Source organism: Paenibacillus sp. PL91, from assembly GCF_012935325.2.
GTDB lineage: Bacteria > Bacillota > Bacilli > Paenibacillales > Paenibacillaceae > Pristimantibacillus.
In genome coordinates, this window is the sequence record NZ_JABBYG020000007.1 from 161836 (window position 1) to 188121 (window position 26286).

26 protein-coding genes are annotated in these 26286 nt (G+C 50.1%); 18 read left to right on the plus strand and 8 right to left on the minus strand.

Annotated features, from left to right (window positions below):
• Positions 1 to 180: 180 nt before the first annotated feature.
• Positions 181 to 1083, plus strand: coding sequence for a M15 family metallopeptidase (locus tag HI950_RS17680; protein ID WP_169084360.1), 903 nt, complete (start codon positions 181 to 183; stop codon positions 1081 to 1083).
• Between the two features lie 97 nt (positions 1084 to 1180).
• Here HI950_RS17680 and HI950_RS17685 read toward each other — a convergent pair whose 3' ends face one another.
• On the minus strand, positions 1181 to 1336 hold the full coding sequence (locus tag HI950_RS17685; RefSeq protein ID WP_169084362.1) for a DUF1540 domain-containing protein: 156 nt from the start codon (positions 1334 to 1336) through the stop codon (positions 1181 to 1183).
• Positions 1337 to 1408: 72 nt separating this feature from the next.
• Between HI950_RS17685 and HI950_RS17690 the strand changes: the two genes are divergently transcribed.
• Positions 1409 to 2380 carry a nucleoside hydrolase gene (locus HI950_RS17690; protein ID WP_169084364.1) on the plus strand — a complete coding sequence of 324 codons (972 nt, stop codon included), beginning with the start codon at positions 1409 to 1411 and terminating at the stop codon, positions 2378 to 2380.
• Positions 2381 to 2503: 123 nt separating this feature from the next.
• Here the strand turns inward: HI950_RS17690 and HI950_RS17695 are convergent, their stop codons facing one another.
• The gene (locus tag HI950_RS17695) at positions 2504 to 3820 is read right to left on the minus strand and encodes a deoxyguanosinetriphosphate triphosphohydrolase family protein (protein ID WP_169084366.1); all 1317 of its coding nucleotides are present in this window, start codon (positions 3818 to 3820) and stop codon (positions 2504 to 2506) included.
• Between the two features lie 238 nt (positions 3821 to 4058).
• Between HI950_RS17695 and cls the strand changes: the two genes are divergently transcribed.
• The 4 genes from cls (at position 4059) to HI950_RS17715 (ending at position 8956) form a co-directional block, all read left to right on the plus strand.
• A complete protein-coding gene (gene cls / locus HI950_RS17700) occupies positions 4059 to 5507 on the plus strand; it encodes a cardiolipin synthase (RefSeq protein ID WP_169084368.1) in 1449 nt (482 codons plus the stop codon).
• Between the two features lie 558 nt (positions 5508 to 6065).
• Positions 6066 to 6458: a Fur family transcriptional regulator gene (locus tag HI950_RS17705; protein ID WP_169084370.1), complete on the plus strand. Its 393-nt coding sequence runs from the start codon at positions 6066 to 6068 to the stop codon at positions 6456 to 6458.
• Positions 6437 to 7330 (plus strand): winged helix-turn-helix transcriptional regulator, encoded by an 894-nt coding sequence (locus HI950_RS17710; RefSeq protein WP_169084372.1) that lies wholly within the window; start codon positions 6437 to 6439, stop codon positions 7328 to 7330. The genes HI950_RS17705 and HI950_RS17710 overlap by 22 nt, the downstream gene beginning before the upstream one ends.
• Positions 7331 to 7501: 171 nt before the next feature.
• Complete coding sequence (locus HI950_RS17715) at positions 7502 to 8956, plus strand: catalase (protein WP_169084375.1); 1455 nt, start codon at positions 7502 to 7504, stop codon at positions 8954 to 8956.
• 125 nt (positions 8957 to 9081) lie between these two features.
• Here the strand turns inward: HI950_RS17715 and HI950_RS17720 are convergent, their stop codons facing one another.
• From HI950_RS17720 to HI950_RS17730, 3 genes are read right to left on the minus strand one after another with little or no spacing between them, the layout of a single operon-like run.
• Positions 9082 to 9384 (minus strand): putative quinol monooxygenase, encoded by a 303-nt coding sequence (locus HI950_RS17720; RefSeq protein ID WP_169084378.1) that lies wholly within the window; start codon positions 9382 to 9384, stop codon positions 9082 to 9084.
• 5 nt (positions 9385 to 9389) lie between these two features.
• Entirely contained in the window at positions 9390 to 10379 is a 990-nt protein-coding gene (locus tag HI950_RS17725) for a helix-turn-helix transcriptional regulator (RefSeq protein WP_169084380.1), read from the minus strand.
• Between the two features lie 51 nt (positions 10380 to 10430).
• On the minus strand, positions 10431 to 11132 hold the full coding sequence (locus HI950_RS17730) for a DinB family protein (RefSeq protein ID WP_223285347.1): 702 nt from the start codon (positions 11130 to 11132) through the stop codon (positions 10431 to 10433).
• A 703-nt stretch (positions 11133 to 11835) separates the two neighbouring features.
• On the opposite strand from HI950_RS17730, the gene HI950_RS17735 reads away from it, so the two are divergent.
• A complete protein-coding gene (locus HI950_RS17735) occupies positions 11836 to 12510 on the plus strand; it encodes a DUF559 domain-containing protein (protein ID WP_169084382.1) in 675 nt (224 codons plus the stop codon).
• Positions 12511 to 12642: 132 nt separating this feature from the next.
• On the opposite strand, the gene HI950_RS17740 is transcribed toward HI950_RS17735, so the two are convergent.
• Both HI950_RS17740 and HI950_RS17745 read right to left on the minus strand, forming a co-directional pair.
• On the minus strand, positions 12643 to 13161 hold the full coding sequence (locus HI950_RS17740; RefSeq protein WP_169084385.1) for a GNAT family N-acetyltransferase: 519 nt from the start codon (positions 13159 to 13161) through the stop codon (positions 12643 to 12645).
• A 158-nt stretch (positions 13162 to 13319) separates the two neighbouring features.
• Positions 13320 to 14552 carry an alpha-L-fucosidase gene (locus HI950_RS17745; RefSeq protein WP_169084387.1) on the minus strand — a complete coding sequence of 411 codons (1233 nt, stop codon included), beginning with the start codon at positions 14550 to 14552 and terminating at the stop codon, positions 13320 to 13322.
• A 202-nt stretch (positions 14553 to 14754) separates the two neighbouring features.
• Here HI950_RS17745 and HI950_RS17750 point away from each other — a divergent pair, with 202 nt between their 5' ends.
• The 11 genes from HI950_RS17750 to HI950_RS17800 all read left to right on the plus strand — a co-directional run bounded on the left by HI950_RS17750 (position 14755) and on the right by HI950_RS17800 (position 24885).
• Positions 14755 to 15579 (plus strand): helix-turn-helix domain-containing protein, encoded by an 825-nt coding sequence (locus HI950_RS17750; protein WP_169084389.1) that lies wholly within the window; start codon positions 14755 to 14757, stop codon positions 15577 to 15579.
• A 189-nt stretch (positions 15580 to 15768) separates the two neighbouring features.
• Positions 15769 to 16605 carry a DUF427 domain-containing protein gene (locus HI950_RS17755; protein ID WP_169084391.1) on the plus strand — a complete coding sequence of 279 codons (837 nt, stop codon included), beginning with the start codon at positions 15769 to 15771 and terminating at the stop codon, positions 16603 to 16605.
• Between the two features lie 250 nt (positions 16606 to 16855).
• Positions 16856 to 17998, plus strand: coding sequence for a betaine/proline/choline family ABC transporter ATP-binding protein (locus HI950_RS17760; RefSeq protein ID WP_317618396.1), 1143 nt, complete (start codon positions 16856 to 16858; stop codon positions 17996 to 17998).
• Complete coding sequence (locus tag HI950_RS17765) at positions 17995 to 18645, plus strand: ABC transporter permease (protein WP_169084395.1); 651 nt, start codon at positions 17995 to 17997, stop codon at positions 18643 to 18645. Before HI950_RS17760 ends, HI950_RS17765 begins: the two co-directional genes overlap by 4 nt.
• Before the next feature lie 27 nt (positions 18646 to 18672).
• On the plus strand, positions 18673 to 19620 hold the full coding sequence (locus HI950_RS17770; protein ID WP_169084397.1) for an ABC transporter substrate-binding protein: 948 nt from the start codon (positions 18673 to 18675) through the stop codon (positions 19618 to 19620).
• A 25-nt stretch (positions 19621 to 19645) separates the two neighbouring features.
• Complete coding sequence (locus tag HI950_RS17775) at positions 19646 to 21004, plus strand: LLM class flavin-dependent oxidoreductase (protein ID WP_169084399.1); 1359 nt, start codon at positions 19646 to 19648, stop codon at positions 21002 to 21004.
• Positions 21005 to 21025: 21 nt separating this feature from the next.
• Entirely contained in the window at positions 21026 to 21853 is an 828-nt protein-coding gene (locus tag HI950_RS17780; protein WP_191296924.1) for a DUF427 domain-containing protein, read from the plus strand.
• Positions 21771 to 22799 (plus strand): DMT family transporter, encoded by a 1029-nt coding sequence (locus HI950_RS17785; RefSeq protein WP_187768120.1) that lies wholly within the window; start codon positions 21771 to 21773, stop codon positions 22797 to 22799. The genes HI950_RS17780 and HI950_RS17785 overlap by 83 nt, the downstream gene beginning before the upstream one ends.
• Before the next feature lie 47 nt (positions 22800 to 22846).
• The gene (locus HI950_RS17790) at positions 22847 to 23965 is read left to right on the plus strand and encodes a thiohydantoin desulfurase (protein WP_169084403.1); all 1119 of its coding nucleotides are present in this window, start codon (positions 22847 to 22849) and stop codon (positions 23963 to 23965) included.
• The gene (locus HI950_RS17795; RefSeq protein WP_169084405.1) at positions 23949 to 24092 is read left to right on the plus strand and encodes a hypothetical protein; all 144 of its coding nucleotides are present in this window, start codon (positions 23949 to 23951) and stop codon (positions 24090 to 24092) included. Before HI950_RS17790 ends, HI950_RS17795 begins: the two co-directional genes overlap by 17 nt.
• Positions 24085 to 24885 carry an IclR family transcriptional regulator gene (locus HI950_RS17800; protein WP_317618397.1) on the plus strand — a complete coding sequence of 267 codons (801 nt, stop codon included), beginning with the start codon at positions 24085 to 24087 and terminating at the stop codon, positions 24883 to 24885. The genes HI950_RS17795 and HI950_RS17800 overlap by 8 nt, the downstream gene beginning before the upstream one ends.
• Positions 24886 to 24995: 110 nt before the next feature.
• Here the strand turns inward: HI950_RS17800 and HI950_RS17805 are convergent, their stop codons facing one another.
• On the minus strand, positions 24996 to 26282 hold the full coding sequence (locus HI950_RS17805; RefSeq protein WP_169084407.1) for an ABC transporter substrate-binding protein: 1287 nt from the start codon (positions 26280 to 26282) through the stop codon (positions 24996 to 24998).
• Positions 26283 to 26286 lie beyond the last annotated feature (4 nt).

Sequence of the window (26286 nt, forward strand, 5' to 3'; positions counted from 1 at the left end):
ATCAAAATTGCAGTTCATACATGTTTTTGTTCTATTTCTATTTGGTTACATGATTACCAAGCTATTAGATTGAAACATTGCTGCGGTTTTAGTAGTCTATTAGGTAGCTGCTATTAGAGATAGCATGAATACAAGTATAATTACATGAAATATATGTAAAATATTAGCTGGAGGCTTAACATGAAAAAAAGAAGAAAAAGGCTGCTTTTGTTCGTTATGGTATGCGCCGCCATGGTCATCGGTTACTCTTTTCTGAAAACCGGTGATTCGGAAACGCTGCCGGCGAAGCAGGCTGCCGGGAATGGAGCGGTCGAAAGCGGCGGGGAAGTGTCGGGCAATGCCGGTTCAGAGCCAGATGGCGATGCGACTGCTGAGGGAAATGCGGCTATTGGCGACTCGGACACGAATGCGGGTACCGCTACTTCGCCGACAGATAAGCCGAGTCAAGACGCTGGAGCGGGAGAAGGCGGGCAGACAGAGGATGGAATGGCTGTTATCGCAAAGCCTGAGGAAATGGCGGTGCTCGTCAACAAGCAGCATAAGCTCCCTGAGGAATATAACCCATCAGATTTAGTATATCCCGATGTGCGTTTTATATTTTCCGAAAAAGCGGACAAGCGCAAAATGAGGCAAGAGGCGGCAACGGCGCTTGAGAAGATGTTTGGAGCAGCGGAGAGTGACAACATTCTGCTGGCTGGCGTTTCCGCTTATCGCTCGCACAGTACGCAAAAAACGCTGTTTGATCGTTATGTGAAGAGAGACGGTCTAGAGAAGGCGAGAACATACAGCGCTTTTCCTGGGACGAGCGAGCATGAGACGGGTCTGGCGATCGATGTGTCCGGCAGTGACGGCAAATGCGCGGCGGCTGATTGCTTTGCGGATACGAAGGAAGCGCTGTGGCTGGAGCAGCATGCGCATGATTACGGATTTATCATCCGTTATCCGGAGGGCAAGGAAGAAATAACGGGCTATCAATACGAGCCGTGGCATCTACGTTATGTAGGCAAGGATCTGGCTGCCGAGATTGCGGAGAGCGGAGAGACGCTTGAGGAGTATTTTGATGCGGTTCCGGTTACAAAATAAGGAGCAATAGCAGCAGCGCAAGCGACATCTGTAACTGACGAATGAGGTCAATTAGCTTCATGCGCTCGCGCTGCTGTTCTATTGGTAAGACATTCGTTTAGATCTTTGGTTCAAACGTTTTGCAATCTGTTTCCTCGGAGTTGCTGGCTTGCTTGCCACGGTTGCTGACAACATAAATCGAAGAGGCTGCGCAGTGATTTCCTGCTGCCCAGTACTTGCATGAATTCACTTCGCAAAGCACATCCTTAGCCATTGACCAATCACCTCCTTATTTATAGGATGGACAAACGATATATCGTTTTATACGCAGAGAGGACGGATTCATATGGGAGTTAAACTTTATTTTAATCATGATGCTGGCGTAGATGATCTAGTATCGTTATTTCTTTTGCTGCAAATGAAAGACGTAGAGCTGCTTGGCGTATCGGTTATTCCCGCTGACGGCTATTTGGAGCCTGGCGAGAAGGCTAGCCGCAAAATCATCGATCGCTTCGGCAATCCGGCGAAGACGGGGGCGATCGAGGTCGCGAGGTCGAATTCGCGCGGCGTGAATCCGTTTCCGGCTGAATGGCGGATGCATACGTTTTTTGTAGACGCGCTTCCGATTCTGAATGAGTCGGGTACGATCCGCACAAAGGTTGCGGCGCTGCCGGCGCATCAGCATATGATCGAGCAGCTTCGCCGCTCTGACGAGAAGGTGACCTTGCTGTTTACGGGTCCGCTTACCGATCTGGCAAGAGCTTTGGATGAAGCGCCGGACGTAGAAGCGAAGATTGAGAAGCTCGTCTGGATGGGCGGCACGTTTAATGAACGGGGCAACGTCCAAGAGCCTGAGCATGACGGTACAGCGGAATGGAACGCCTTCTGGGACCCGGAGGCTGTGCACCGGGTATGGGCAAGCAGCATACCTATCCTGCTTGTTGCGCTGGAGAGCACGAATAAGGTTCCGCTTACGATGGACGTTCGCAACAGATGGGCTTCGCTTCGGAAGCATGAGGGTCTGGACTTTGTTGGGCAATGCTATGCGGCATGTCCTCCGCTTGTCTACATGGAAACCAACTCGACCTATTATCTATGGGATGTGCTTACGACGGCTGTTGTCGGCAACCCGGATCTGGTAGAGATCAAGACCGTACACAGCGGCGTCATCAAGGATGGTCCTAGCCAAGGCCGTACGGTAGAGCGTTCGGATGGTCGTCCGGTTAGCCTTGTCTATGACGTTGATCCGGTTCGTTTCTTTGATTACATTACGGATTTGTCCGCAGGTGCGGTTAGCGCAAATGCTGGACGGGACTAAGAGCGAATGACAGCAGGGGCTGCGGTTAAAAGTGTTCTTGCTGGTCAGCTTATGAATGTCCTTTTCTCAAAAAAAGCGCAGCCCCGAATGAGATCAACTCATTCGAAGCTGCGCTTTCTCTTGTTAATCCATCTCGTAAATCGAGCCGGACTTGCTAGCATAGAGCTCGGCGTAGACCTTCTCCGCGTACGCGTCAGTCATGCCTGAAATATAATCCGCGACAAAGCGCGGCCAGCTCCACTTGCTCTTGTGGAGCTCATAATTCTCGATCCAATCCGGCGGAATGATGAGACGGCCGGAGTCAGGCACCTTAAAGCTGTCCCAAAGCCTGCGGACCATAATCTCGCTGCGCATTTGCAGCCGCTGTACGCGGAAATCCTTGATGAGCGTCACCCAAGCGAGCTTCTTCAGTATTTCCATCGTCCGCAGCAATTCGATATCCTGCTGTCCGTTGTTGACGAACGTAACCTTCTTCCAACCGCGAGAAGTATCGTCAATAATGCCAACCTTGCCTGCGAATAGACTGACCCAGCGCGCTTTCATTTCCCGTCTCGTGCGGGAAGGCTCGCGTTCACAGCTGACGTACAGCGACTCCCATTGCTCGAAATAAGAGACGAGAACGCGTTTGACCATGGCGGGAATATCGACCCCGCCCCAGCCGATGCCGTTATTGACCTTGTCCTCTACGATTTCTTGAACGACGTGGTCAATGAGCCTGTTGTCCTCGAAGAAGGTGCGGTTCATTTGAATTTTGCCGGCACGAATGCCGTCCTCGATGTCATGTGTCGAATATGCGATGTCATCGCAAAGATCCATAAGCTGGGCTTCCAGCGTCGAGCAGCCGATCGGCATTTTCCAAGACTGGCGAATTTGCTCGATCTCACCCCATTCGGAGCCGTATAAGCCTTTGAGCCGTCCGGGCTCATCAAGGCTGAACGGATATTTGTTAACGGCGAGCAAGACGGCGGCGGTCAAATCAAGGCCGCTTCCGCTTCCTGCGCGCTTCTCCAGAAACATCAATACCCGAAAGTTTTGGGCATTGCCCTCGTAAGGAATGCCGTATTCCTCCATAAGCAGATGATTAAGCACTTCCTCGCCTTTATGTCCAAACGGCGGATGGCCGAGATCATGGGCAAGCGCGGCAATCTCAACGACCGCAGGGTCCAATACGAGCCCCGGATGCTCCTTGCGCGATAGGAAGCTATATTGCTTGCCTAGCCTGCGTGCAACCTCTCGCGCGATTTGGGACACTTCAAGCGAATGGGTCAATCTAGTCCGGTAATAGTCGCCCGTACCTGCGCCAAAAACCTGCGATTTGCCTTGCAGGCGGCGAAAGGCGGGGGATTGTATGAGCCTTGCATAATCGCGCTCATATTCGTCGCGCTCTTCACTATAGGTACTGAGCGCTTTCTCGTCGAGTCTAAATTTGCGTATGTCCATCGTAGTTCCTCCAGTATCAATTCTGCGGGGTCTTATAGTTTTATTGATAAGAAATGAGGCTATGGTTTCAGCCTTTTGCTTTTGGCTTATATTTAAAGTAGGGTGAACCTTTATTCTCTTTAATGAAGCGTTAGGCGTTTCTGCTTGAATTGTAGCATATAATGAGGCTTGAACATACATCGTGCTTGGAGTATGATCGCATTAGCTTTTACATCAGATCGAGGTGCTTATTATACGAATGGCCATTATGCAAAACACTTACGCGATTATTATGATTCTTAACATTTTTTTGGCGGTTACCGTCATTTTTCTCGAAAGACGCAATGCGAGTACGACATGGGCGTGGCTAATGGTGCTTTTCTTTATCCCCGTTATCGGGTTTGTCATGTATTTGATATTGGGGCAGAAGGTACGCAAAAGAAAGCTGTATAAGCTTCTCGGCGACAGCCAGCGCATCATCGAGCATACGATAGAGAGGCAGATGCGCCAGCTCCGCGACGGTGAAATCTCATTTCATGACCCGGCGATGCACAACTATCAGGATATGATCTATATGAGCCTGAAAACGAGCTATGCGGTATTCACAAGCAACAATGCGGTTGAGATCTACACTGAGGGCAATCAGAAGTTCGACGCGCTGCTGAAGGATATCGAGGCCGCTCGGCATCACATCCATCTCGTTTATTATATTGTCCGCGACGATGAGCTTGGCAGAAGGCTGGTGAAGGCGCTAGCCAAAAAAGCGGCAGAAGGCGTTGAGGTTAAGTTTTTGTATGACCATATTGGAAGCTCCAGCTTGCCGAAGCGGTATTTTCAAGAGCTGATCGCGGCCGGAGGCCAGGAAGCGGCTTTTTTCCCGTCGCGAATTCCTTACCTGAATTTGAAAATCAATTATCGCAATCATCGCAAGCTCGTTATTATTGATGGTCAGATCGGATATATCGGCGGCTTTAATATCGGTGACGAATATTTGGGGTTGAACGAGCATTTCGGCGAGTGGAGAGATACGCATTTGAGGGTGCAGGGCAATGCGGTGCTGCAAATGCAGGCGCAGTTTCTAATGGACTGGAATCTGGCTGCCTCCGGCAAAATTATTTTGAATGATTTGTATTTTCCGATTATGAGCGAAGATATTGGCACGATTGGCATGCAGCTGGTCGCAAGCGGGCCGGATACCGAATATCAGCAAATCAAGGATGCATATATCAAAATGATCTATGCCGCCAAAAAGACAATTTGCCTGCAAACGCCTTATTTTGTGCCGGATGAAAGCTTAATGACTGCGCTCAAGATTGCCTCCTTATCCGGAGTCGATGTGCGCATCATGCTGCCAAGCAAACCGGATCATTTCTTCGTGTATTGGGCGACACATTCGTATTTGGGCGAGCTTCTCGCAGGCGGGGTCAAATGCTATTTATACGAGAAAGGGTTCCTTCACGCGAAAACGCTGGTCATCGATGGCAAGATCGCATCCGTTGGGACAGCCAATCTCGATATCCGCAGCTTCAAGCTGAACTTTGAGATGAACGCATTTATCTATGATACGCAGACATCGGCTAAGCTGCAACGGATTTTTGAGACGGATATGGAAAATTGCACGAAGCTTACGGTTGAAATTTATGGGAAGCGTCCGCTTATGAACCGTTTCAAGGAATCGATCTCCAGACTGCTCAGTCCAATCCTGTAGACAGACGTAAGAAGGGCTTCTGCTTATCTATGATAACCAGAAGCCCTTCACCTGCTTGGGAAACTACTATTCAATTTATTCAAACGCTCCAATCCGCTGCTTGCCTTAATTCTTCTTTGTCCTTTCGAATTTGTTACAAACCCTATCGACTTCGATCCTATCCTTCTTGACCTCGATCAACATCCTTTCGATTTGTTTCAAATCCTTTCCTTCCATAAGTACCTGTCATCCAAATGGTCGTTTGCATCACTTTCGCTATTGTCCCCGCATGTCCAAAATTCGCTTCGGTACTCCTTCCCGATTTAATGAGACATGCTTCGCTAACCTACTTCAATGGGCTATCCCCTCTCGCTTAAGATAGGCTTAGTATACATCATTATTAGAATTTTGTAAATATTCAGATTATTTATTTCGACAAAAAAATTGCGACGCTTTCACAGCCTAGCTAATGGACGGTTCAGAGCGATCAGAGCACGCAAAGAGACCATTGAGGTTGACCATTTATGCATATGAATTTATACTTAGTCTAAAGTCATTAATAGAAGGATTGATGTTCTAATGAACAAAATTAACTTAACGATACAGCGTAAAGCGATATTGGAAGTGGTGCAGCATGCTGCAGATCACCCAACGGCGGCGGACGTCATCGATCGGCTGCGCGCGAAAGGCTTCAACTTTGCTTACGGTACCGTGTACAATTCGCTGCGCTATTTGACCGATGCAGGACTTATTAGCGAGCTCAAGCTAGGCGAGGCGGTAAGCCGGTATGATGCGCGGACCGACGAGCATCAGCACATTGTGTGCATGGTATGCGGCCGGGTGGATGAGGTGCTTGTCGAATTGCCAAACGAATGGCTGCAACATGTAGCGCTGGAAACGAAGTATAAGATTGAACATGCACAGGTCGTATTAGAGGGGGTTTGCGAATCATGCGCGACGAAGCAATCATAAAGGACGAGGCTTCAAGAGATAGGCTGGCTTCCTTAGAGCAGAGCGATGCAACCATCATAGAAGACGAGTCCGCCTTGAGTGCAGGAACTTCATCAAATAATAGCGATGCAGCAAGCCTTTCCGAGGAGGAGCTGCTTCAAAACGGAATGCTTTGCTCGCTCACCCAGCGAGTCATGATTATTAGTCCGCTGCCCGAACGGGTCAAGAGCTTACTCGTGGCGTTGTCGTCCGAGTGCTTCGATGTGTTTTCGCTGCATGATTTCAACAAAAGCATGCTGCAAAGCCTGCAGCCGGAGCTGCTTGTTTATGATGCGATTCCAGTTGTGCACGCGTCAAGCGGCAATACGCTGCAGGCAGGGGCGGAATTGCTGGAATCTGCCGATATGCATGCCGTTCCTGTCCTGATTTTATTGGATCAGAAGTCATATGATACGCGCGGTACCTTCGCCCTTGGAGCGGCGGAGCTGCTTGTGTGGCCGGCTAAGCCGGAGCAAGCGATCAAGCAAATCAACCGCATGCTGCTGAATCGGCCGAATGGCGCTGCGAAGGCAGCAATGGACGATATTCGCTCGTTCAAGGATATTACGGTCGATCTGAAGAAAATGACAGTGGATCGCGACGGCCAGCGCATCGAGCTCACGAAGACGGAATATGATTTGCTGCTCCATTTCATGTCCTCGGACGGCTCTGTCCTTACGCGGGAGTCTTTGCTTGATACGGTATGGGGCTTGCAATTCTATGGCGGCAGCAACTTGGTTGACGCGCATATTAAGAGCTTGCGCAAAAAACTAAAGGACAGCGCCGTATCTCCAAAATATATTGTGACGGTACGCGGCACAGGCTACCGGCTTGCGGATCATCGCGACCGATAAGTATATGGAGCTCTTTCCTGCTGCTTGATGCGGCAGGGAGGCTGGCTGCTCTTCATGAAATGTTCATCGAGTATTCATAGTGTTTTCATGACAGTCCATCACAGATTCGATATGATTAGTTTAAAGATTTAGACCAAGTCTAAATATACAAACTATCGATGAGGTGCTATCATGGAAAACTATTTAACGACCAATCTAGGAACGCCAGTAGGCGATAATCAAAGCTCTCGAACGGCAGGACAGCGCGGACCCGCATTATTAGAGGATTACCATCTGCTTGAGAAGCTGGCGCATTTTGATCGGGAGCGCATACCAGAGCGCGTCGTGCATGCAAGAGGAGCAGGTGCACACGGCGTGTTCCGTACAGAGGTCAGCATGAAGGCTCACACGAGGGCTCATTTTATGCATGAAGCTGGCGTGGAAACACCGGTGTTCGTACGGTTTTCGACCGTTATCAACGGAACGGGCTCACCGGAGACGGCGCGTGATCCGCGCGGCTTCGCAGTTAAATTTTACACACAGGAAGGCAATTACGACATTGTAGGCAACCATTTGCCCGTATTTTTTATCCGCGATGCAATGAAGTTCCCTGATATGGTTCATTCCTTGAAGCCTGCGCCAAATACGAATTTACAAGATCCAGCGCGCTACTGGGATTTCATGACGCTATCGCCGGAATCTACTCATATGCTGACTTGGCTGTTTTCGGATGACGGGACGCCTGCCACTTACCGCGAAATGGATGGCTTTGGCGTACATGCCTTCAAATGGATAAACGATGCGGGCAAGCCAACCTTTGTCAAATATAAATGGAAGTCGCTGCAAGGGGTGCGCAACTTTACGGCGGCAGAGGCAAGCGAGATGCAGGGCAAAGATTTTAATCACGCAACCCGCGACCTTCATGATGCGATCGAGCTTGGCAACTTCCCAGAGTGGGAGCTTCACGTGCAGCTGATGCCGGTTGATCATGTAGAGCGGTATGCGTTTGATCCGCTTGATCCCACGAAGGTATGGCCGGAGGATATGTATCCGCTGCAAAAGATAGGAACGATGACATTAAATCGTAATCCGGTCAACTATTTTGCAGAGGTGGAGCAGTCGGCCTTCTCGCCTAGCGCGTTAGTGCCGGGCATCGAACCGTCTGAGGACAAGCTGCTGCAGGGCCGTTTGTTCTCCTATCCGGACACGCAGCGTTACCGCTTGGGCGCGAACTACCTGCATATTCCGGTGAATTGTCCTTATGCGCCTGTGCGCAACTATCAGCGGGATGGCGCGATGACGATGCAGGCTAACCCGTCTTCAGTCAATTACGAGCCTAACAGCTCGTCGGAGAGCCCGAAGGAGGCACCAGCATACGCCGATTCCTATGTTCCCCTTCAAGGCTCGGCTGGCCGCCAAAAGATCGACAAAACCGACGACTTCACCCAAGCTGGCGAGCGCTACCGCTCTTTGCCGGAGGAGCAGCAGGCGAATCTTATCGCCAACGTGGTTGGCGAGCTGAAGCAAACAAATGACGATATTAGGCTCCGCGCCATCTGCAACTTTTTCCGTGCCGACCGGACGTTTGGCATGAAGCTATCGCAGGCGCTCGACGTTGATATCAGCAAGTTTATCCCGAGGGGATAATGCAATTAGGGGAGGCATGCCTTGTGCCTCCCCTTTTATGCGTTTATTTGGTTATTTGGCAGAGCTCAGTGAAATTTTTTGGGCTTGTTATAGGGTAAAGACTTTTTCATTGTGAATAAGCAATTTTAAAGACCCTTTCCGCCGATAGGCTTTAGCCGTAACGGCTCTACACCTGCAATAAGCGGCCGTGCCTGTTGAATCAACGCTATAGTTTGTTCATCCTTCAGCGAAGCGGCATGGGCATCTGCGTCTTTCCATAGCTCGGTTACCCAGATCGCATCAGGGTCGTCTTCGGAGACGTTGACGATGTAGAGCTCGCAGCTTGGGTTGGACTGAAGTCCTTCTGCCGCGTGGAGCAGCATTTGTGCAAGCTCTTCCCGTTTGCCCGGCTGAGCGATTAATTTTCCGTACATCGTAAATTTGGTCATTGGTTTCATCCTTTCGATTCTGTTGTTGGGTTCAACATAGCTCCATAATGCGCGGCGAGACTGCTGCTTATCTCTGCCAATTTTTCAATGAGATTGCTCGGCTCAAGGATGGTCAGCGCTTTGCCATATGGGAGTAGAAAGTAAGGGACGTAGGATAGGAGGGAGGAGGCGCCTAGTTGGAACAAAGCTTCCTCCTCCGATCGCTCCACTAAGGCATGTCCGAATAGCCAGTGTCGCTGCAGCTCATTCAGCACTTGCTCGTGCGCGCGCACCCTAAACGCAATAAGTTTTTCCGTCCCAAGAGAATCAGGCAGCAGCTGCCCCATCAGGAAGTCTTTGGAGGAGAAATCAGCAGGGCGTTCAAATCGGTTTCCAGCCTCCATGATGCGCAAAATTCGATCCACCCGGAAGCTGCGCAAGGATTGCCGCAGCCGGCAGAAGCCAACCGTGTACCAGCTGCCCTTCCAGTGAATGATGCCATAAGGATCGTATTCTCTTAAGACGGCAGACCCTCTTCCTTTGTCATAATCAATCATAATGGATTGACCTCGCGCACAAGCCTCCTCCAGCTCCTGAAGGATAGATGCCTTGTGGCTTGCGACCGGGGGAGAGATGACGGAGAGGCCGTGGCTGTGGCGATGAAGATACTCCGATTGTTCTTCGTTCGTATACAGCTTGAGCTTGTCGATGGCCCGGCTTAAAGCCTCTGTGAAGGGATAACCGGCTGCTTCGGCGAAGACGGACGCTTGCATCAATGCTTTCTGCTCCTCCGAATCGAACATAAGAGGGGTGTCGGCGAAGCGGCCAATGATCTGAAAGCCGCCGTTTGGCCCGGATTCCGCCATGATCGGCGCACCGCTTGCGCATAGGGAATCGATGCAGCGGTAGACGGTTCGAATATGAATCTCGAGTTCATCAGACAACTGTCTCGCCGTCATCTTTCTGCCGGACCGGAGCAGCCATAGGATGGACAGCATCGAGTCTGCTTTGGACATATTGGTTCATACCTTCTTTTTTGATGATGAGTTGTAGTTATCATAACGATTCTACACGAGCGGCTCCATTCCTTTTTGGAGCCAGCTTTCGTAGGTGGGACCATAAATCTCCGGAACCAATAGCCCGGCTTGCCGCATAAGCACGGTCATCTGTCCGCGATGATGCGCTTGATGCAGGACGGCAAAGTGCAAGGAGGCTCCGTTGCTCCATTCCTCGCCCATGACGGTTTGTGTAGCGGCAAGGGTATCCTCGTTCCACTGCGACTGCACGGCATCCAGCAAGGAACGTGCGATTTTGCTATAGGCTTTCGCGATTTCAGCTGCTGAGTCAGGCGCTGAGTTGTTCTGCGGTTGCGATTCTAGCTCTAGACCGAGTGTAGATATGAATCCGATCGACGTGACAAGATGCCAAGCCAGCGTTCCTAGCGTCCTGCGGCCGCTCATGATGGCTTGCGCCAGCGAATCATCCGTCAATGTCTTCAGTACATTCTCCGTCCTGCGCGTTTCTTGTTCCCATTCCGTTGCGAATTGCTCCAGCGTTGTGTACACAATCATTCCTCCAATGGCATTTTTGTCGTTCCTATTGCCAAGTATACCTAACGATTGCTGACAGTTACGGTCAGTGATTATTCTAGCCAAGCGAATAAATTGAGGGAACGATAATAGCATATTCATCTGCTTGGCGCGGCTGGAGCAGCGCTGTGACCTGGTATCGTACCAATAACGGACACCTTCTGCTGGTATAAATAACAATAGAACCTCCCTGTCAAACCGTATCTGAGACCCGATCCCGATACTTACTGATAGGAAAACCCCTCGCTAACCGCATGTCTGTAACCCGATACCGCACCAAATAACAGGAAAACCTCCCGCTAATTACTAGTCAGAGGCGCGATATCGACCAATAACAGGATAAACTCCTGTTAATTTAGTGAAATTTCCATTTCGAGGGCTTAAACAAGAAATTAACTGGAGAAATTCCAGTTAAAATCATCCAAGTGTGGTGGTTAGTGCATTTGAGTAGGCTGCCGCGGGTTTTCTTCCATAGTGAACTAAGCTGAACATGGAATCTTTTCCGACTTGCACCTCCTTGTTGGAGAGGAGATAACACAAGCCCAGTCGAATGTCGTTCGATAAATCCGCTAGTGAGGCGTTAAACATATTTTGGTGTTGAGTCCAAAATGAAAGGGAACTGGCTAGTTGGTTCACGAAAGTATTTTGGGGCTTGGTTGTGGGGGACTAACGCGCATTTTGGCGCAGCTTATATGTTGTGAGAGGGTTGATGTTTGAGAAGTCGGTTTGGAAGTGGAGGCTACTAGAACAATTTTCAAACTAGGACTAGTCCTATCCCGCTAGTTGCCCTATAATCAGAGGCAAGAGACGAAGAACGCCCCGTTAACACTCCTAGGTGAGTGATAGCGGGGCGTTTTCTATTTTCCAGAGAGGATGTATGCAAATGGGATATGAAGAAGCGCATCGCTCCTTTATACAGGAGCATATCGACAATAGGTCGGGAGAACGCCGGGGCAAGCTGGAGAGAGGGCATGGACACGCTGAGTCGTTGTTTTTGCGCAATGTATGGTGGCCTCTTCGGGGGGACTTTCAGCATCTGCATCCTGAGTATGAGGTGTTGGACTGGCGGGGAAGATCCTATTTTGCTGATTTTGCTTGGCTTCCAGGAAGGGTAAAGCTGATTTTTGAAATCAAAGGTTTTGCTTCGCATGTACGCGATATGGATCGGCAAAAATATTGCAACGAACTAAACCGGGAAGCTTTCCTGCACGCGATGGGCTTTCATGTTATCTCGTTCGCTTACGATGACGTAGAGAAAAATCCCGGACTTTGCATGACGATGCTTCGCATGGTGACGAGCAGGTATCAATCCGGGCAGTCACCGATCACGCGTGCCCTGCTTGCCGAGAAAGAAATTATTCGGCTTGCGATTCAGCGAGCTGAGCCCATTCGGCCCAAGGACGTGGAGCGCCACTTTGAAATAGACCAAAAAACGGCGGTTAACCTATTGCAAAAGCTATGCGCCAAGGGCTGGCTGCTGCCCTATTATCGCGGCAATCGTGAACGGATCGTCCGATATGAGCTTGCTCATGATTTCATTCGTTACTTAGATGACTAGGAGAATACGGTTTGATTTTGCTTGTAGGAAGCTGCATAAAAAAATTACTCGAATGATGCGGGGTTACCGATCTCGATAACAGCAATCCCGCGTAGATTCTAGTAGATTGATGAATTTTGCATACTCTATTATTTAGATCCAATATCTCTTAATCACGTTGCCGTTTTCTTCCACGAAGGAGGTGTCCTGTACACCGCCATTGCGGATAATCGTTCTCTCCGAGGCGATATTGCTTTCGTTGCATACGACAAGCGCCTTGTGGATTCCTAGCAGCCGCGCTTCCTCTAAGGCTAACGCCAATAGCTTAGTCGCATAGCCTTTGCCTCGCTCGGATGGGCGAATGCCGTAGCCGATGTGACCGCCGCTATTCCTCAGCTTCTCGGTAAGACGATGTCGAATGTTCACGGCTCCGACGATCTGTTCGTCCTCAGCTACAAGCCAGAAGGTAGAGTCAGGCACCCAGCCCTCGTTCAAACGCTCGCCTTTCTCGTTAGCAAGCAAAGTCTGCACCATGCCCTGGAAATCGGTTGGGTCTATACCGACCACCCAGGGAACAACATCTTCTCCGCTATCCATCCACTCCTGATAAAATGCCAAATAGGCTTCTTCTAATTCCAATGCCGGCCTGACTAATGCGACACTTGCTGCCATAAAGTCCCCACCTTCCACGAATAATCAAAAATGATTCTTTTCTGTATTATACCGATTTATTGCTGCTTCACAACACACAAATAGCCGCAAAACCTATGTAATCAAAAAAACAGCCCATTTCAATCGATAACCTCGAAAGAAACGGACCTTTTTTAGTATCAGCAGCAATAAGCTGCAAAGCTCCGTATCAGAGCTGTTTCCACGCTGGACGTCACCCGAAGCCTAAGCTGCTTGGTATGAACCGCGTCAAACCGATCGATCTTTTTGTGGCCGATGGCGCTTCCTTTGACCAGCTCGACCCATTGTCCCTGCTGCTCTGCCTCAAGTACGTAAGAGCGAATGCGTTCGCCGTGGGCGATGTCTTCCATTAATATCACGTGATTGACTTCGGTCGCAGACTCAAACGCTAGGAGGATCGAATCGCCCTCGCCAACCGTTTGGGCAATGGGACTGGAAAATCTTCTCTTGATTTCACTAGTGAGCTCAAGCAGTCGGTTAACGTCCGCCTCTGGCAGCAGCCCCCGGTTATCGGGTGCCAGATTTAGCAAGAGCGTAGCGCCATGTCCAACAGAGCGATAATAAATATCGAGCAGGTTGTCCAGCGAACGAAGCGTATGTTCATCATTCGGATGCCAGAACCAGCGGTCCTTGCGAATCGGCACATCGCACTCGGCAGGCACCCACGACGGGGTTTCCGGCAGCCAAGCGGCCATATCATCCGTGTACATGCTTAGTTTGGCTGATTCATTCGTGTTCCAGCACGGATAAGAAGCAACGCCGTCCTCATTGCCCACCCACCGAATGGTTGGAATCCCCATGTTGAAAATCATCGCATCCGGCTGATACTGATTCACAAGGCCAATGATGCGTCTCCAGTCGTATTCTCTGCCATGCGATCCGGCTCCGTCGAACCAGAGCTCGACCAGCGGTCCGTACTGCGTTAGCAATTCCGTAATCTGAGCAGCGTAAAAATCGTCATATGCCTCCTTGTCTGAATAACAAGGCTCATGCCGATCCCACGGCGACAAATACAATCCAAAGCGGATGCCCTCTTCCTTGCAAGCATCAGCAACCTCACGCACGACGTCGCCTTGCCCATTTTTCCAAGGGCTTGATTTAACGGAATAATCGGTTGTTTTTGTCGGCCATAAACAGAAGCCATCATGATGCTTGGCTGTTAAAATAAAGTAAGCGAACCCGGCTTGTTTAGCCGTGCGAACCCACTGCCGTGCATCAAGCTGCGTAGGGTTGAACAGCTCCGGCGAATCATTGCCCTCTCCCCATTCCTGATCGCAAAAGGTATTCATCCCAAAATGGCAAAACATCCCGAGCTCCATATCCTGCCACTGAAGCTGCTGTTTCGTGGGCTTTGCTAGTCCTGTATCATTCATTGTAATAATCCCCTTTCGAATAATGTGTCATACGATAATCCTTTGCTTATCGTGCTGTGCTTCCTTCATTAAAGCGCTGTCTCGCTTTCCATTACCGTGCTATTCTTTCATTGTAAGATGCGAAAACAGGGAAATGAATGTATAATAATATGAGGTTTTTGCACAATAGTAAGCTATCTTCATGAAAGGGATGTGTGGAAGGATGAACTTGGCTCGCACATATTTATCGAATACGCAGATCCACATGACGACGGGTGCGCTGACGAAAGTACGTCCTGATTGGGGCGGTACAAACACTATTCAAGGAGAAAATGCGCTCTATTATTTTTTGGATGGAGAAGGCAGGCTGAAAATAAATCATATCGAATATTTCCCCGTCCCAGGGGATCTGTTTCTGGTGCCGGCCGGCACGCGTATATCTTTCTCCACGGATGAGACGAATCCTTTTTTGAAATATTGGTGCCATTTTACGGCGACCGTTGGAGAAAATAACTTGTTCGATTTGCTGCTTGCACCGCATCATATCGCCCTGAGAAATGACGAAACGATAAAAAATCAATTCCTAGAGCTAATCGATCAGCACGAGAGCGATACTCTGGCTGCGCCGTTTATTGTTAAATCGATCTTATTTCATATGATGTCAAGGTTCATTGAACGATCCACGGTAGATCCGCTGCAAACAGCTTCGATTCCGTCGGTGCATAAGCTATATATCGTGCTGCAGTATATCGAAAAGCATCTGACTGAGCAAATCACAGTCGAAGCGCTGGCCCAGCTCGTTCACTTTCACCCGAAATATTTTTTGCACTACTTCAAATCGATGCTTGGCGTCTCGCCTATCGTCTATATCAACAAGAAGCGAATGCAAAAGGCTAGCGCCCTGCTCCTTCATTCGGAGATGACTATCGCGGAAATTGCCGAGCGCTTGGGCATGCAAACCTCTTATTTATCACGCATGTTCAAAAGATTTACCGGCTTTTCGCCGAATGAGTTTAGGCAGCAGCATAGGTTGAATCAGCGCATATAGGCGCACGAAGAAGAATGGCGCTTCATAGTCGAAAGTCGGCTCGTGGGGCGCTTTTTTATTTGCTGAATCCATATACTTAAATTCCTGTTGGTTTTATCTGAATAGCTATTGAGAAATGAAAAACTCGATGATATTATAGAATAATGATAATTCATTATCTATAGTTGATATTATTGAGGAGGGAATTGGATGAGTCTTCATGAAACGGAGCAGCAATCCTGTCAGGTGGCGGATACGTCGAAGAAAAATATAAAAGCGGAGCTGAATCCCCGTTGGGTTCGCGTACAGGTCGGAGGTGTGACCATTGCAGACAGCAAATCCGTATTGACGCTGCATGAACGGGGGCATTTGCCGGTTTATTATTTTCCGGAATCGGATGTCCGCAAGGATTTGCTGGTGCCCTCCGGGCACCAAACCCATTGCCCTTTGAAGGGAGACGCCTCGTACTGGAGCATCCAAGTAGGCGATCGATTGATTGAAAATGCGGTGTGGGGCTACCAGAACCCGATTCCTCAGAGTGAAGCGCTGCGCGGATATGTCGCTTTTTACTGGGATAAAGTCGACAAATGGCTGGAGGAAGAGGAAGAGATTTTTGTTCATCCTCGCGATCCGTACAAGCGGGTGGACGCTATCGCCAGCTCCCGTCATATTAAGGTCGTGCTGAACGGGGTGACGGTTGCGGAGAGCAGCCGGCCGGTTATCGTTTTTGAAACGGGTGTGCCTGTGCGTTACTACCTGCCCATCGAGGATATTCGCCAGGAGTATTTCACCGAATCGAACCTGCAAACGAGCTGCCCTTACAAAGGGACGGCTGCCTATCTATCTGCTGACATCAACGGCCAGCTGCATGAAAATATTTTATGGAGCTATCCGAATCCGATTCCGGAAATACCGAAAATCGCCAACCTGCATTCCTTTTACAATGAACGGGTGGACGCTATTTTTGTAGACGGAGTGAAGGAAGAGCAGCCAAGCTGGTACCGTTCTGCGCTTGACTTTTTTAATGCGAGCGAAATTAAGCGATAGCCCGAAATAGATGGCTTAGCTGGGGATGACTGACCTGAAAACAGGAGGTCTTTTTTTATACCCTTTTTTAAACACTTAATTCCTATAGGATTAGTATAAATAATGATTGACAACCGATAAACCCTATACTATTATTGCGATATAGTCATTGATTATCATATGTTAATAAAGTTTGAGGTCAACCTTACGTTAGGAGGTCTCATTTTCCTTTAGGGGAAAGTGGGGCCTCTTATTTTTTTAGAAGGGATGGATGGATATGAGCGAAGCTGCCGTGGAGTTCAAGCAGGTAAGCAAAAATTATGGCGCGGGATTCGTGCTGGAAAACTTTGATCTGACGGTGCCTAAGGAAAAGATTGTTACGATTATAGGCCCTTCCGGCTGCGGGAAAACGACGATTCTCAAAATGATTAATCGTTTGATCGAGCCGGAGGCCGGACAGATCTTGCTCGAAGGCAGCGATATCGGTTCTCTGGACCCAGTGGAGCTAAGAAGAAATATCGGATATGTCATTCAACAAATCGGTTTATTCCCGCACATGACCATTGAAGAGAATATCTCGGTAGTCCCGCGGCTGAAAGGAGAGGAGAAGCGGCAGTTTAAAGCCCGCACGGAAGAGCTGTTATCGCTTATCGGATTGGACCCTGAATCGTATCGCAAGCGGTATCCGCATGAATTGAGCGGCGGCCAGCAGCAAAGAATCGGCGTAGCTCGGGCGCTGGCAGCCGATCCATCCATCGTGCTTATGGATGAGCCGTTCAGCGCGCTGGACCCGATCAGCCGCATTCAGCTTCAGAAGGAGCTGATCAAGCTGAATGAGCAGGTGAAGAAGACGATCGTATTTGTCACGCATGATATTGATGAAGCGCTGAAAATCGCCGATCTTATCGTGCTGCTCAAGGAGGGCAAAATCGTGCAGGCCGGCACGCCGAAGGAGCTGCTGAATCATCCTGCAGATGCGTTCGTCCGCGAATTCATCGGGCAAGAACGTTTCCAGCCGCTTGCGCCCCAGCATACGGTTGAGAGTGTGCTCGCCCATCATTTATCGATCCACTCCCACCTCACGGCAGTCGATGCGCTTCATTATGTGGAGAAGCATGAGCTGGAGGCGCTCGCTGTAACGAGTCCAGCCAATACGTATCTAGGCATTATTGGACTTGAACAGCTGAGGAGCGAAGCGGCAGCACGCAGCGAGCGGCCTGTGAATGAAATTATGCGGACGGACGCTCCATATGTTAGAGGCGATGCGCCGATTTCTCGTATTTTTGAGCTGCTGCGCAAAAATCGTATCGTTCCAGTCGTTGACGCATCGCATCATTTTCTGGGCGCCGTCACGCAAACGAGCTTGATCGAGGCGTTTGGGAAGCAGTTCAACAAGGAGGAGATGCTTGCATGAATCAATTCTGGAACACGATCAAAGCGGACTGGGCGCATATTTTGCAAAAGACGATCGAGCATATGGAGCTGTCGCTCGTTTCCGTTATTATCGCCTGCCTCATCGCCATTCCAATCGGCATTTATCTCACGACGCACAAGAAGCTCGCCAATGGCATCATAACGGTTGTGTCTGTTATTCAGACCATACCAAGCCTCGCTTTGTTCGGCTTTATGATTCCACTGGTAGGCATTGGCACCAAGCCTGCCATAATCGCCTTGACGCTCTATGCGCTGCTCCCTATTCTGCAAAATACATATGTGGGCATATCCGGCGTTAATCCGGCTTTAATCGAAGCCGGCACAGGTATGGGTATGACACGCTGGCAAATTTTGTGGATGGTTCAACTGCCAATCGCGCGGAGCTTTATAATGGCAGGCGTTCGCGTTGTTGCCGTACAGACGATCAGCTTGGCTACGATTGCTACGTATATAGCAGCAGGCGGGCTTGGGGACATCATTACGAGGGGCATCTCGATGATCAATACGAATGTTATTTTAGCCGGGGCTATTCCCGTTTCATTGCTCGTCATCGTTGTTAATTTGCTGCTGCTGCTGATTAATCGGCGCTTAACGCCTAAGGGCCTGCGGCAGCAAAACAAAATATAAAGGAAACTACGGAAGGGGAAGAAAAGAATGAACGCAAGGAAATGGACAGCAAGCAACAACAGCTGGGGGAAATATTCGCTGCGCAAAGCGATTGCTTTGGGTGCAGCGGCACTATTGATTGCCGTGATGAGCGGATGCTCGGCTTCTGGCTCAGGCAAATCAAGCACGATAAACATCGCAACCAAAGGATTTGCCGAATCGGATATTTTGGCGAATGCGTTTAAGCTGCTCATTGAGAATGACACGAAGCTGAAGGCAAATGTAGAGACGCTGGACAACTCCTTGCTATGGAACGCTTTGCAGGAGGATAAAGTGGATGTATATGCAGAGTACACTGGAACGGCACTCATCAATATTCTTAAAGCAGAACCGGAGTTCGATCCTCAGAAGGCATACGACAAGGTGAAAAGCGAGCTTAAAGAGAAGAACCAGCTGACGGTGCTGGACCCGATCGGGTTCAACAACACGTATGCATTCGGGCTGCGTAAGGATCAAGCGGAGAAATACGGCATTAAGACGACCAGCCAGTTGGCTGAGAAATCCGGTGAGCTGATCTTTGGCGCGAGCGAGGAATTCATTAATCGTCCTGATGCTTGGCCTCCGATACTCGAAACCTATAATCCGAAATTCAAAGAAATCAAAACGATTCAAAATCCTGGGCTCGCTTATCAAGCGATCGAGCAGAAGCTGATTGATTCGATGATTCTATACACGACTGACAGCCAAATTACGGTGAAGCCGATTGTCGTGCTTGAGGATGATAAGCATGTTTTCCTTCCGTACTACGCGGTACCGATCGTCCGTGACGAAGTGCTGAAGGAGCATCCGGAGCTGGAAGAGGTGCTAAATAAGCTTGCAGGAAAAATTACGGATGCCGAAATGCAGAAATTAAACGGTGAAGTGGAGTTAAAGCAAAGACCGGCACTGGATGTAGCCAAAGAATGGCTGACTGCCAATGGATTGCTAGAAAAATAAAACTATGAAGGAGTCGTGATTGCAAATGAGCACACCAAAAAGACAGATGGCACTAGGCGCCATGATGTATTTTCCGGCGGGAGAGCATATTTCCAGCTGGCGCCATCCGGAGGCTGAAGCGGAAGGGGTGCTTGATTTCGATTATTACAAACGAATCGTGCAGACGGCTGAGCGCGGAAAGTTCGATATGTTCTTTTATGCGGATGAGCTGTACGTGTGGGACCGGTTCGAATCCGGCGTAAGCCATTCCAACAGCATTCGGCCGGAGCCGTTCACCCTTCTGTCGGCATTATCGGTTGTGACCGAGCGCATAGGGCTGGCCGCGACGATCTCCACAACGTATAACGAGCCCTATCATATCGCGAGAAAGCTGGCTACGCTTGATTTTTTAAGCAACGGACGTTCGGGGTGGAATATCGTAACCTCTCAAACGGATGAGGAGGCTCGCAACTTCGGCAAAGAGAAGCATCTCCAGCATGCGCTGAGATATGAGCGGGCAAGCGAGTTCGTGGATGTGACGCAAGGCTTGTGGGACAGCTGGGAGGATGATGCCCTGCTCTTTAACAAGGAAACCGGTTATTTTGCCAACAAGGATAAGCTTCATAACTTAGAGCATAAAGGCAACGATTTTAACGTGCGAGGGCCGCTTAACGTTTCTCGTCCGCCGCAAGGGTACCCCGTGCTCATTCAGGCGGGCGCCTCCGAGGCTGGCAAGGAGCTGGCTGCCGCCAAATCAGAGGTCGTATTTGCCCCGGGCTCGACGTTTGCTCCAGGCGGTCTGCTGGAGGACGGACAGCGTCTGTACAAGGATATCAAGGATCGCATGGGCAAATACAACAGACACCCTGACGAGCTGAAAATATTGCCGGGCATTATGCCGATTATCGGCCGGACGGAGTCTGAGGCTAAGGAGCGTCTCGCTGTTATTGAGGAGCTGACGCCACAGAAGCTTGGACTGGATTTGCTGTCGCACTATCTCGGTCACGACATTTCCGGTTATCCGCTTGATGAGCCGCTGCCTTTCATTCCTGAAATAGACAGCTTCAATCAAAGCAAGAGCGGTCTGGAACGTATACTGGAGATTTTGAAGCAAGAGCCGTTAACGATTCGTCAATTGTATCAACGGGTAACGAACAAACGCGGGTTTGCCGGTACGCCGGAGCAAATCGCCGACCATCTGGAAGAATGGTTCGTGAATGGCGCGGCTGACGGCTTCAATATCGCATTCCCTCATTTGCCTGGCAGCCTGGACGATTTCGTAAATTTGGTTATTCCCGAGCTGCAGCGCCGCGGCTTGTTCCGGACGGAATATACAGGCAGTACGCTTCGCGAGCATCTGAATTTGCAGCGCCCAGCCAATCGGCATACGTCGGTACGTATCTAAAGGAAGAAGGAGAGATGGAATATGTCGCATATCGATCCCCAATGGTCATTGCGTGATGGTCAGCACACAGGATGGCAAATTCGAGCGGAGCGCAGTCCCAAATGGATTCGTGTCATCTTTGGCGGAATTACAATAGCGGATAGCAAGCAGGTATTGGTCGTTACGGAAACGGGGAGGCTGCCTGTCTATTATTTCCCTCTGGCCGATGTGAAGACGGAGCTCATTGCTTGGTCGGAGCAGCGCGAGAATAAAGGGAACAAGGGTGAGGCTGTATATGGAACTATTACTGTCGGTGACCGGATCTTTGAGCGTGCTGCTTGGAAATATCCAGAGCCAGTAGGCGAGAGCTCGGTCATAGAAGGCTATGTCTCGTTTGCCTGGAAGCTGGCGGATGCTTGGTATGAGGAAGAAGAGCAAATTTTCGTTCATGCCAGAGATCCGTATTCCCGAATCGATGCGATTCCAAGCTCCCGCCATGTGCAGGTATACATAGGCGGCAAGCTGATAGCGGACAGTCGCCGTCCGGTCATTTTGTACGAAACCGGCTTGACGCCCCGCTATTATTTGCCTAAAGAGGATATTCGGTTCGACCTGCTGAAGCCTTCCGCCACGACGACGCAATGCCCGTACAAAGGGACGGCCTCCTACTGGTCAGCTATTGGCGAGGATGGGCAAACGGTCGATGATATTGTGTGGAGCTATGCCGATGCGCTTCCGGAAGTACATGAAATAGCAGGTCGGCTCAGCTTTTACAATGAGGAAGTCGATGCCATTTATGTCGACGGCGTACAGTGGAAGCTGCAGGAAGAGGATCGGCTCCCGTATAAAAATGCCGCGTCTCATTCCTGATGAAACGGCAACTCAGGAAGTGGTTGTAATGCCAACAGCGCTGCCATCAAGCAAATCGGCTTTTATTGGGCTATTTGCCGTTACGGTTTTGTGGGGAATTAGCTACGTGCTTAGCGCCTATTTGCTTAGAGGCTTTTCCCCCGTGCTCTTATCCTTTCTTCGGATCCTAGTGACAGGATTGATTTTGCTCGCGATCAGCAGGGCGCAGCCCCTCCAGCAACCAACAAGGACCGAGTGGCTGCTGCTGCTCGCGTCCTCCTTTTTTTTCACATTCATTCAGCAGCCCCTTTACTTTCTTGGGCTTCAGTATTCGACCGCAGCCAACGGCGCTCTTATTTATGCAGTTGCCCCGCTGGCAACCCTTCTGCTGGAGGCTATATTTTTCCGGGTGAGGCTGGAGGGCAGGAAGCTGGGCGGGGCCGTTCTTGGCTTCTCTGGCGTTCTCGCCATCGTTGCCTCAGGCCGAACAGCCTTTGGCGTGTCGATTGGGGATCTTTATTTAATCATTGCGATGCTTGGCTTCTCAATCAGTTTGCTGTTCATTCCTAGGCTATCGCAAAGGCTATCCGCATTTACAGTCAATCTTTATTCCACGTTGGTGGGGGGAGCGCTTATGCTCCCGATTGCAGCTGGCGAAGGCATGTTAGGCAAGCTTGAAGCAAGCGGGGAGGGCATGATGTGGGTGCTGCTTGTTGTTGCAAGTCTATTGAACGTGCTGGCAGGCTGGTGGTGGACCCGCGGCGTTGCTGTTGTAGGCGCTGGAACCGCTTCATTATTCAATAACCTGCCGCCCTTCATCGCGCTGCTTGCCGGCTATTTGATATTGGGAGATGCCATAGAAGTGACTCAGTTTCTAGGCGGATTTATTATTCTCGCTGGCGTATTTATTTCCAACTACACATGGAATCGGAAGCCGGAGGCAGGGGTAGGAAAGTCCGGATTATAAATCATTAATACAAGCTCGTTAACGAGGCTGAAATAGGGGGAAATCATATGCGTATTCTAACGGATGAGGATGTATGGGCAGCAGTAAGAGGAGGCTCAGTCTTTGCATGCGGAGGGGGTGGCTGGGTGGACCATGGGCTGCAAATCGGAGGAGCCGCCGTAGCGATCGGGAAGCCGCGGCTCGTTTCCGTCCATGAGCTGCCGGATGATGCCATCGTTATTACTGCGACGGCAATCGGTGCGCCTGCGGGTACAGATTGGCAAATGCTCGGAACGGATTATATTAAAGCGGTGAAGCTGCTGCAAGAGAACTACGACGGCAAAATCGTAGGCGTCATGACTCCTCAAAATGGAATGTCCAGTACGATCAACGGCTGGCTCCCGGCTGCGCTGCTTGATTTGGCAGTGGTCGATGCAACAGGGGATATCCGCGCGCATCCAACCGGAAAAATGGGTTCGATGGGACTCGCCGCTTTGGAAGACTACGAAACGATTCAAGTTGTCGTGGGAGGCAAACGCGAAAATGGCTCTTATCTTGAGCTTGTCGTCAAAGGCTCGCCCTCTAAGACGTCAAACATATTGCGCACAGCCGCCGACCAAGCGGGAGGCTTCATCGCATCAGCGCGCCATCCGCTCCCGGCTTCCTATATTAAAGAGCATGCTGCAATCGGCGGCATTACGATTGCAATCGAGCTTGGAAAAGCGATTATTGCAGCGCAGCCGCAAGGCGCCCAGGCTGTTATCGATACGATTGTAACTCAGACAAAAGGCAACATTCTTGGGCAAGGCATCGTTACGCGCAGAGACGTTCATTATTCGGGAGCCTTCGATATCGGAACGATCGATGTAGAGATTGAAGGCGACACCATCACGCTTCATGTCATGAACGAATATATGGCTGCGGACGACAGCCGCGGCAACCGGTTAACGACGTACCCGGATGTCATTACGACGCTGTCTACGGATACGGGATTGCCCGTCAGCGTTGGACATGTAGAGGTAGGCAGCAAGCTTGCCGTGCTGTCTATCAACAAAAATCATATCCCGCTAAGCACAAGCGTCAAAGACCCTACCGTGTATCCCGAAGTAGAGAAAGCGCTTGGGATACCGCTTGCGCGCTATGCGCTGGAAAGCATAAAGGAGCAGCGTCATGATCGCCAAGCATAAGGAACAGGCTCGCAGCTTGACCGGCGACATGCATGCGGCATATAAGCTGCCGAAAAGCAGTCCGTCCATCCATCATCGGGGAGGCTCTGCCGAGCAGGTGGTAATTCACACAGGAAGAGGTGCATAAGCTGACAACCCAATCTATAGAAGCAACTTTAAATGCAAACGTCGAGGCGCGGTCTATAAATGGCACACAAACGTTAGGCAGAGCGCTGGACATCCTATTCGCGCTTGCTGAAGCGGACGGGGCATTGTCCGTTACCGACATCGCACAGAAGGTGGCTATACCCGAGAGCTCGATTTATCGATTCCTGCAAACGCTGGAGCAAAACGGAATCGTGGAGCGCAGAGGCAAAGGGCAGATCGGCCTTGGCATGCGGATTTTGGACCTTGCGAGGAGCCTCAGTCAACAGATGCATAGAGAGATTGTACCGCTGGCGCTGCCAGTCATGGAGGAATTGACTCAAGTAACAAATGAAACTTCGCTGCTGTTCATCCGTTCGGGCGCGAGCGCGACCAGCATCCAGACGGTTCGGAGCAAGGCACTCATCCAGTATTCTGCCGAGAATGGGAGAATGCTGCCGTTATACTTGGGTGCTTCATGCAAAGCGATTCTAGCGTACGAGAGTGAAAAAACGATTCAGAACGTGCTGGACAAGTGGGCGCCGAATCTGTCCAAGGACTCGCTGCTGCAGCAATTGCACCGCATTCGCGAGCAGGGCTATGCGCTTACGCAGGGGGAGATTGATCCCGATGCATTCGCCGTTGGCGCACCTGTATTCGACTCGAGAGGAATGCTAGTTGCGAGCTTGTCGATTGCCGGTCCCAAATACCGCTTTGATGACAAGCTTAGACGTCTATCGATTCAAGCGGTACAGCATGCTGCCGAGGAGCTGTCGCGCAAGATGGGGAAGGAATAGAAGCGAAGAGCCTGTTACGGGTAGTGGGCAATGGGCTTTGCATAAGGCAAAAAAACAGCCGCTTAACCTCCATGATGGACGGTTAAACGGCTGTTTCCTTTTGCTATCTCTTATTTCTTAAGCTTATCCCATGCGCCTTGCATGCCAGTCTCCCATGCAGACTCATCGATTCTGCCCGCAATGTACTGTTGAATGACGCTGGCAAATTCCTGTGTTACGCCATCGGGGTATTTCGAGGATTGCAGGCCAAGCACTTTTTCAGCTTGCACGTAGTTATAAACCTCGGTTCCGATATCGCCCATATCCTCAGGAGTAGCTGTAATTGTCGAAAGCGCCGGAATGAATTTGAATTTTTTCACGATGTATTCTTTACCGATATCAGAAGTAACGAGCCAGTTCAGGAATATTTTAGCTTCTTCCTTCACATCGGATTCTTTGTTGATAACAAGGTTAGCTGGAATACCAACGTTCAGCTTGTCATTCGCTTCAGCATCCTCGCCAAGCGGCATTGGCAGAACGCCAAGGTTCATGTCAGGGTTAATGCTGTCGATTTGCACTTGTGCCCAGTTGCCTTCCTGCATCATTGCAGCTTCACCGCTCGCAAATAGGGATACTTGCGTGTTGTAGTCTGTTGTGAGCGGGTTTTTGTTGCCGTAATCAACGGTAAGCTTCATCAGCTTAGCCCATTCGGCGAATTTCTCGTTGCCTGGAATTTTTGCTGTTCCATCGTTAAGTCCAGCGATAAAAGCATTAACGTCTGGCTGTTGTGCAAATGCAGGGTTGATGCCTTGGTTACCGATCAACCACCACTCTTGGTACGCGTTAGCGAATGGCGTAATGCCGGCTGCTTTTAGCGTTTTGGCAGCAGCCTCTAGCTGAGAGTACGTTTTAGGAAGCTCCGTAATGCCTGCTTTAGCAAAAAGGTCCTTGTTGTAGATGTAGCCGAAGCCTTCAAGGTTCATGGCCATGCCGTACACTTTGCCGTCTTTGGTCATTGGCTCAGCAGCTAAAGGAACTAGATCCTTCACCCACGCTTGGTCGGATAGATCCTCCAGCTTGTCCAGCCACATTTCCATTTCCGCGTAGCCGCCGTTTGAGAAGATGTCAGGCGCGTCGCCGGCAGCAAATTTCGTTTTGAGGGAAGCGCCATAGTCAGCACCGCCGCCTACCGTCTGAATGTCCAGCTTAATGTTTGGATATTCTTTATTAAACTCCACAGCCAATTCATTTAGGCCTTCAACAATTTCGGTCTTGAATTGGAAAATGGTTACCGTTTTTGTTTCGTCCTTGCCTTTGTTTGTGCCGCCGTCTTCATTGCTGCTTCCGCCGCATGCGGACAAGATGATGCTCATGGCCAGCACAAGGCTAAGCGATAGCATGGTCAGCTTTTTATTCATGATG

Bases quoted from the DNA above. Each gene is read 5' to 3' on its own strand.
- HI950_RS17680 (WP_169084360.1), top strand. From the start codon at position 181: ATGAAAAAAAGAAGAAAAAGGCTGCTTTTGTTCGTTATGGTATGCGCC.
- HI950_RS17685 (WP_169084362.1), bottom strand. From the start codon at position 1,336: ATGGCTAAGGATGTGCTTTGCGAAGTGAATTCATGCAAGTACTGGGCA.
- HI950_RS17690 (WP_169084364.1), top strand. From the start codon at position 1,409: ATGGGAGTTAAACTTTATTTTAATCATGATGCTGGCGTAGATGATCTA.
- HI950_RS17695 (WP_169084366.1), bottom strand. From the start codon at position 3,820: ATGGACATACGCAAATTTAGACTCGACGAGAAAGCGCTCAGTACCTAT.
- cls (WP_169084368.1), top strand. From the start codon at position 4,059: ATGGCCATTATGCAAAACACTTACGCGATTATTATGATTCTTAACATT.
- HI950_RS17705 (WP_169084370.1), top strand. From the start codon at position 6,066: ATGAACAAAATTAACTTAACGATACAGCGTAAAGCGATATTGGAAGTG.
- HI950_RS17710 (WP_169084372.1), top strand. From the start codon at position 6,437: ATGCGCGACGAAGCAATCATAAAGGACGAGGCTTCAAGAGATAGGCTG.
- HI950_RS17715 (WP_169084375.1), top strand. From the start codon at position 7,502: ATGGAAAACTATTTAACGACCAATCTAGGAACGCCAGTAGGCGATAAT.
- HI950_RS17720 (WP_169084378.1), bottom strand. From the start codon at position 9,384: ATGACCAAATTTACGATGTACGGAAAATTAATCGCTCAGCCGGGCAAA.
- HI950_RS17725 (WP_169084380.1), bottom strand. From the start codon at position 10,379: ATGTCCAAAGCAGACTCGATGCTGTCCATCCTATGGCTGCTCCGGTCC.
- HI950_RS17735 (WP_169084382.1), top strand. From the start codon at position 11,836: ATGGGATATGAAGAAGCGCATCGCTCCTTTATACAGGAGCATATCGAC.
- HI950_RS17740 (WP_169084385.1), bottom strand. From the start codon at position 13,161: ATGGCAGCAAGTGTCGCATTAGTCAGGCCGGCATTGGAATTAGAAGAA.
- HI950_RS17745 (WP_169084387.1), bottom strand. From the start codon at position 14,552: ATGAATGATACAGGACTAGCAAAGCCCACGAAACAGCAGCTTCAGTGG.
- HI950_RS17750 (WP_169084389.1), top strand. From the start codon at position 14,755: ATGAACTTGGCTCGCACATATTTATCGAATACGCAGATCCACATGACG.
- HI950_RS17755 (WP_169084391.1), top strand. From the start codon at position 15,769: ATGAGTCTTCATGAAACGGAGCAGCAATCCTGTCAGGTGGCGGATACG.
- HI950_RS17760 (WP_317618396.1), top strand. From the start codon at position 16,856: ATGGATATGAGCGAAGCTGCCGTGGAGTTCAAGCAGGTAAGCAAAAAT.
- HI950_RS17765 (WP_169084395.1), top strand. From the start codon at position 17,995: ATGAATCAATTCTGGAACACGATCAAAGCGGACTGGGCGCATATTTTG.
- HI950_RS17770 (WP_169084397.1), top strand. From the start codon at position 18,673: ATGAACGCAAGGAAATGGACAGCAAGCAACAACAGCTGGGGGAAATAT.
- HI950_RS17775 (WP_169084399.1), top strand. From the start codon at position 19,646: ATGAGCACACCAAAAAGACAGATGGCACTAGGCGCCATGATGTATTTT.
- HI950_RS17780 (WP_191296924.1), top strand. From the start codon at position 21,026: ATGTCGCATATCGATCCCCAATGGTCATTGCGTGATGGTCAGCACACA.
- HI950_RS17785 (WP_187768120.1), top strand. From the start codon at position 21,771: ATGCCATTTATGTCGACGGCGTACAGTGGAAGCTGCAGGAAGAGGATC.
- HI950_RS17790 (WP_169084403.1), top strand. From the start codon at position 22,847: ATGCGTATTCTAACGGATGAGGATGTATGGGCAGCAGTAAGAGGAGGC.
- HI950_RS17795 (WP_169084405.1), top strand. From the start codon at position 23,949: ATGATCGCCAAGCATAAGGAACAGGCTCGCAGCTTGACCGGCGACATG.
- HI950_RS17805 (WP_169084407.1), bottom strand. From the start codon at position 26,282: ATGAATAAAAAGCTGACCATGCTATCGCTTAGCCTTGTGCTGGCCATG.